At 41.2% G+C, this 6,030-nt stretch carries 7 protein-coding genes; 6 read left to right on the forward strand and 1 reads right to left on the reverse strand.

Annotated features, from left to right (window positions below):
• Positions 1-22: 22 nt before the first annotated feature.
• The 3 genes from rpsT (at position 23) to ACEW8U_RS08885 (ending at position 1,965) form a co-directional block, all read left to right on the forward strand.
• On the forward strand, positions 23-277 hold the full coding sequence (gene rpsT / locus ACEW8U_RS08875; protein ID WP_373494245.1) for a 30S ribosomal protein S20: 255 nt from the start codon (positions 23-25) through the stop codon (positions 275-277).
• 365 nt (positions 278-642) lie between these two features.
• Entirely contained in the window at positions 643-1,341 is a 699-nt protein-coding gene (radC, locus tag ACEW8U_RS08880) for a DNA repair protein RadC (RefSeq protein ID WP_373521688.1), read from the forward strand.
• A gap of 3 nt (positions 1,342-1,344) precedes the next feature.
• Positions 1,345-1,965: a DUF1684 domain-containing protein gene (locus ACEW8U_RS08885; RefSeq protein ID WP_373521692.1), complete on the forward strand. Its 621-nt coding sequence runs from the start codon at positions 1,345-1,347 to the stop codon at positions 1,963-1,965.
• 317 nt (positions 1,966-2,282) lie between these two features.
• Here the strand turns inward: ACEW8U_RS08885 and ACEW8U_RS08890 are convergent, their stop codons facing one another.
• Positions 2,283-2,894 carry a hypothetical protein gene (locus tag ACEW8U_RS08890; protein WP_373521689.1) on the reverse strand — a complete coding sequence of 204 codons (612 nt, stop codon included), beginning with the start codon at positions 2,892-2,894 and terminating at the stop codon, positions 2,283-2,285.
• A 300-nt stretch (positions 2,895-3,194) separates the two neighbouring features.
• Between ACEW8U_RS08890 and pheT the strand changes: the two genes are divergently transcribed.
• The 3 genes from pheT to ACEW8U_RS08905 form a co-directional block, all read left to right on the forward strand.
• Positions 3,195-5,606: a phenylalanine--tRNA ligase subunit beta gene (gene pheT, locus ACEW8U_RS08895; protein ID WP_373521690.1), complete on the forward strand. Its 2,412-nt coding sequence runs from the start codon at positions 3,195-3,197 to the stop codon at positions 5,604-5,606.
• 2 nt (positions 5,607-5,608) lie between these two features.
• A complete protein-coding gene (locus ACEW8U_RS08900; RefSeq protein ID WP_373521691.1) occupies positions 5,609-5,893 on the forward strand; it encodes a hypothetical protein in 285 nt (94 codons plus the stop codon).
• 1 nt (position 5,894) lies between these two features.
• A partial coding sequence (locus ACEW8U_RS08905; protein ID WP_373521693.1) for a cell division protein ZapA occupies positions 5,895-6,030 on the forward strand: 136 nt, incomplete at its 3' end.

Genomic DNA, 6,030 nt, shown 5'->3' on the forward strand with positions numbered 1-6,030 from the left:
GAAATTAAGTAAAATAAAGGATATGGCAAATCACAAATCAGCACTAAAAAGAATCCGTGCAAACGAAGCCAAGCGTTTGAGAAACAGATATCAGCACAAGACTACCAGAACCTTCATCAAAAGGTTGAAGTCTTCCACTGACAAAGCTGAAGCGCAAGAGCTTTTGAAAACAGTTACCTCTATGATTGATAAACTTGCCAAAAAGAACATCATTCATAAAAACAATGCTGCAAACAAAAAGTCAAAATTGACCAAGTTTGTCAACGCAATTGCCTAAAAAAAGAAATTAAACGTTTAAATGGCCCCGTTCTTTGGTTCGGGGCTTTTTTTGTTTTGGGGCATTCCTTATTTTTATCTTTGTCGATTTCAAATGGAGTTTCTTGCCAATAGCCCAGAATTCTTTTACAAACGGGACGGAAGACAGAAGACGGAAGTGCCCGGTATTTAAAGATCAAACGAGAATTGTATGGGATTCCCAAATACCTGGTAGCTGGGGATATTCCGTGGACCATGATTTGCCGCCTGCTTCCGTCTTCGGTCTTCCGTCTACCGTCCTGAAAATAATAAAATGTTAGGTTATTGATAATGAAGCGTTAGATCATATGTTCAGACTATTTGTAACACTTTCCAACCCATTGTTTTATGGAAGATTATTCTTCGATTAAGATTTCCCAATTGGCGGAAGAAGACCGGCCTAGGGAGAAACTTCTGCTCAAAGGCAAGTCCGTTTTATCAGATGCGGAATTGATAGCCATTCTCATAGGTTCGGGGACCAAATACCTCAGTGCAGTGGATTTGGCCAGACATATTCTCTCTAAAGTCAACAATGATCTGGGAGAGCTGGCCAAAATGAGCATCAATGACCTGAAAAAATTCAAGGGCATAGGTGACGCAAAGGCAATCAGTATTGTGGCAGGTCTTGAGTTGGGTAGAAGGAGGAAACTGATCACTGAACTGGTCAAAAGACCGAGGATCATCTCCTCCGGGGATGTATTCCACCTGATGAGGTCTGAATTGATTGACGAACCGATAGAGCATTTTTATATTTTGTTGCTTAACCGCGCCAATTATGTCCTCAAAAAAATACTGATCAGCAAAGGAGGGACCACCGGAACTGTTGCAGATCCCAAAATCATTTTCAAACATGCCCTAGACTGCTTGGCATGCTCGATTGTTTTGGTACACAATCATCCATCCGGAAACCTCAAACCTTCCGACCATGACAAACACCTGACCAAAAAACTTGTAGATGCGGGTAAATGTATGGAAGTCTCTGTGATAGATCATGTGATTATCACCGATGTTGCCTATTTTAGCTTCGCAGATGAAGGAATATTATAAATGATGAATACAAGAAATATTTTGATTATCGGGGTACTTGCCGTAATCACCCTTGCGATAGTTTATACCCTTACCGGAACAGACGATCCAGAAGTTTATATCGAAAAGATCGAAAAGGAGCGGGACAGACAGTTTAAGTTTATCCGCTTCAATATCGAATCACCCTTGACGGAGGAGCAGAAGAAGGATTTCAAAGCACTTGATTTTTATCCTGTAGACCCTGAATACAAAGTTAGGGCTAAAATGATTCCTGTGGAAGACCGAAAGATGATGGAACTTCCCATGACAGATGGTACGGTTGAAAAATACCTCAGACATTCCTTTGCGGAATTTGAAATGGCAGGGCAAACTCACCGGCTCTTATTGCTTCAGTCCATCAAGGAATTGGATAAGAGAAACTTCTTCCTGGCTTTTGCTGATGGTACAAGCGGTGAAGAAACTTACGGTGGAGGCCGCTATATCAACCTAAGACAGGATGGCAAAAACAGCATCACCATAGACTTCAATCTGGCCTACAATCCTTATTGCGCTTACAATCCTGATTTTGCCTGCCCTTTGCCACCGAAGGAGAATGTGATGGAGATAGCGATTAGGGCAGGGGAGAAGGATTATAAGAAGGAGTGAGGTTGGAGAAGCGAGATACGAGAACCGAGAAGCGAGACGTTACTTACATTCAAGCTTTCACAATTTAGGAAGGTTTAGAAACCCAAACGACTTCACCTTGTCATGTCGATCCCGACAACTGTACGGGAAGACATCTATTGCAGAGGGGAAACAAAAGAATCAAGAGTCAAGAACCAAGAATCAAGACTGGCTTTTTGTCGATTTTAGGGATGGGTTGGATTGATTAGCGACGTGGATTTTGTTATTGAATAAGGTAACCCAAATCAATAAACTTTCTGTTAAACTGGTTGAATGGGTAATGATTGGCAATAAATTCCTCAAAAACTTTTCCCTAGGCTGACTCCCATATTGAATGGAATAAATCGTACAGGCTTTTCCGCAGATTCAATACTCGTAAAATCAATCCTAGGGGTGTATCCTGCCCGTAAAAAAAATCCTCCTTCAGGTTTTTGATAACTATAGCCAATCCTCATGGTTACAGATGTGTCCCAATGGACTACTTCACGTAGATTTGTCGGGGGAAATTCAGGGTCAAATAAATATTTCCGGGATTGAAACACAAAAAGACCAGTCCCTAATTCCAAATGGTGGTGTGACTTTCCCCAAAAAGCCGAGAATTCAACGGGGATTACAGGTGACCAGAAATTTGGAAAATGAGGTTCAAAGCCTTTACCGGGAACCAATGAAAAACCCACACTTCCCGATAATTTCATTTTTCTTTTTTGATGCAAAATTCGGCCATAGTGGACTGCATATAATCCGGAATTTCCCAACAACTCCGCAAAGACCATGTTTTTGGCCGTGAAAATTTCAGTGGCTTCCTGGGCTGATGCAAGGTTTTGACAACAAAGAATGAAGTTTATGATCGACAGAAGTAAAATAAATTTATGATAAGGCAACTGATAAGATATAAAGCCTGTTGATTTCATACTATAAATATTTAAGTTAAAAATATGGTTTAATTTATAACCTAAAACTTTAAATAAAAAATTTTACAAATAAATCTTTCTGAAAATCCGTAAGCTATATTTCCTTTTTCTTCATTCAGTTTCACATTTTTCAGCCATCCACTACTTAGCTAAGGCAATTCTCTTAAATTTGTGCCTTATTGCGTATTAGCTGTGTTTTTATGAAATGAACATAAATATTCGATGGTGAATTTTTATCAACCACCATATGAATATTTATTGTGAATTTCATGTGACCATTAAATAGCAAATGATATACACATGAAAATTTCTATAAATAGATTAAAAGATTTTATTGCCTTAAACCAATCACCCGAAGAAATTGCTGACTTGTTGACCAGTTCCGGTCTGGAAGTGGAGGGGATTGAGTTGTTTGAATCCATCAAAGGCGGACTTGAGGGGGTTGTCATAGGGGAAGTCATCACCTGTGGCCGTCATCCCAATGCCGACAAACTCAGCATTACAACTGTCGATATTGGGGATGGCGTAGTACCCATCGTCTGTGGCGCTCCCAATGTTGCCAATGGGCAGAAAGTGGTTGTTGCCAAAGAAGGAGCTACACTTTTTCCTGTTTCGGGAGAATCCTTTGAAATCAAAAAAGCCAAAATCCGTGGGGAAGTTTCACAAGGCATGATCTGCGCCGAAGATGAAATCGGAATCGGTGAAAGCCATGCCGGAATATTGGTGCTTGATACCTATCTGCCAAATGGAACTCCTGCTGCTGAGTATTTCAAAGTAGTCCGTGACCATGTGCTGGAAATCGGTCTTACCCCAAATCGTGCTGACGCCGCTTCCCACCTTGGGGTTGCAAGGGACCTAAAAGCCTTGCTCAAAAAAGAGATTTGTATCCCTTCAGTGGATAATTTCAAAGTTGACAACACCAATAAGATTATCCCTGTGGAAGTGGCAAGTGTTGAGGATTGTCCCCGATATGCAGGACTTACCATTTCCAATATCATGGTTGGTCCATCTCCCGAATGGCTGCAAAACTACCTCAAGGCCCTTGACCTTGATCCCATCAACAATATCGTGGATATCACCAACTTTATCCTCCATGACCTGGGACAGCCCCTACATGCCTTTGATGCAGACAAGATCATTGGAGGAAAAATCATTGTCCAAAAACTTCCCAAAGATACTCCTTTCGTCACATTGGATGAGAAGGAAAGAAAACTTTCCGGGGAGGAACTGATGATCTGTGATGAAAAGGGAGGATTGTGTATTGCAGGTATTTTTGGTGGAAAAGGTTCGGGAGTGTCGGATACTACCACTTCGGTCTTTTTGGAAAGTGCCTGTTTTTCTCCGGATGTCATCCGAAAAGGGTCACAATTTCACGGATTGAAAACAGATGCTTCCTTCCGTTTTGAAAGGGGCACAGATCCCAACATGCCTGTCTATGCTTTGAAAAGAGCCGCCATGTTGATCAAAGAACTGGCAGGTGGAGAAATCTCTTCTGAGGTAATTGATGTCTATCCTGTTCCCGTGGAGGACTTGGTCATTGAGGTGAGTTATGCCAATATCCATCGATTGATCGGTAAAGAGATATCAAAAGAAGAAATAAAAGAAACCCTGGAAAACCTGGACATCAGGTTTGTCGGAGAAACAGAAAAGAACATCACTGTCTCCGTAAAGCCCTACCGGGTCGACGTCACCCGTGAAGCGGATGTGATCGAGGAAATCCTGAGGATCCATGGGTTTGACAATGTCCCCTTATCCGAAAACCTGAATTCTGATTATCTGGCAGAGCATCCTGCCAAAGACCTTAACAAACTTCAATACAGATTGAGCGAGGTACTGTCAGGGTTGGGGTATTTCGAAATCATCACCAATTCCCTGACTAAGCCCATTTATGCCGAGAAGTCAGGATTCCTGAATCCGGCCAACAATGTAGAAATCCTCAACAAACTCAGTGAGGATTTGGGGGTGATGAGGCAGTCATTGTTGTTTTCAGGATTGGAGGTTTTGGCACATAATATCAACCGCCGCCAAAAAGACCTGAAATTATTTGAATTCGGCACCGTATATTTCAAGGAAGAAGAGAGGTATAGGGAAGAAAAAAGACTGGCCTTGTTTCTGACGGGTGACAAAGCTGCTGAAAGTTGGTTGGAACCTTCCAAGGCAGTGGCTTTTCCGGATATCTATTCCACTGTTGAACTTGTCCTCGAAAAATTGGGGATTGACAATGTGGAGGTAGAGATCATTCATGCAGCCCCTTTTGATTATGCGCTTCTGTTGAAGTTGGGTACAAAAGAATTGGGTACTATCGGGGTGGTTCAGGAGAAAATTGGGAAGTTGGCAGAGGTAAAACAGGAAGTGCTGTATGCAGACCTGAATTGGGATTTGTTGGCAAAAAAATCCAAAGGTTTGAAAAAGTACTCGGAAATTTCCAAATTTCCGGAGGTAAGAAGGGATTTGTCCTTGGTAATTGATAAAAAAACCACCTTCGATGAGATAAAAAAGACAGCAGTCAGGGCAGGGGGGAAGTTGCTGCAACGAATCGGAGTCTTTGATGTATATCAGGGAGAAAAGATTGACGCAGACAAAAAAGCCTATGCTTTGAGCTTTTTCCTACAGGATACCGAGAATACTTTGACAGATAAAATAATTGACAAAACCATGTCCCGGCTTATTCAAAGTTTTGAGAATGAAGTAGGTGCATTTATCAGAAAATAAAAATGATCCACGAAGAACTCCAACAAACCGAAAAACTTGCCATACAAGTCGGCCGCAAACTACAGCAACTGGAACAGGAAAATCAATCGCTGAAGGAAGACCTGTTTTCATTGAGGACCAAACTCGAAGACAACGAGCGTTCGTTGGAGGATTTTAAAAATCAAATTAAAATAGCTAAACTTGTAAACAGCATACCGGTGGAAGACATGGAGTCTGCCGAATTGAGAGAAAAAATCAATAATTATATAAAGGAAATCGATAATATAATTGCCTATTTGTCTGAATAATATGGAAACACTTTCTATCAGGTTGAAAATTGGAGATCGAGAATACCCTATGAAGGTGAAGGCAGAAGATGAAGCCAAAATCAGACACGCAGGAAAATTAATTAATGATAAAATCAAAAGGTACAGAGAAGAATTTG

This window comes from Aquiflexum sp. (assembly GCF_041751335.1).
Lineage (GTDB): Bacteria > Bacteroidota > Bacteroidia > Cytophagales > Cyclobacteriaceae > Aquiflexum.

Excerpts from the sequence above, each read along its gene's own strand:
- radC (WP_373521688.1), top strand. The coding sequence starts at position 643 with ATGGAAGATTATTCTTCGATTAAGATTTCCCAATTGGCGGAAGAAGAC.
- ACEW8U_RS08900 (WP_373521691.1), top strand. The coding sequence starts at position 5,609 with ATGATCCACGAAGAACTCCAACAAACCGAAAAACTTGCCATACAAGTC.
- ACEW8U_RS08890 (WP_373521689.1), bottom strand. The coding sequence starts at position 2,894 with ATGAAATCAACAGGCTTTATATCTTATCAGTTGCCTTATCATAAATTT.
- rpsT (WP_373494245.1), top strand. The coding sequence starts at position 23 with ATGGCAAATCACAAATCAGCACTAAAAAGAATCCGTGCAAACGAAGCC.
- pheT (WP_373521690.1), top strand. The coding sequence starts at position 3,195 with ATGAAAATTTCTATAAATAGATTAAAAGATTTTATTGCCTTAAACCAA.
- ACEW8U_RS08885 (WP_373521692.1), top strand. The coding sequence starts at position 1,345 with ATGAATACAAGAAATATTTTGATTATCGGGGTACTTGCCGTAATCACC.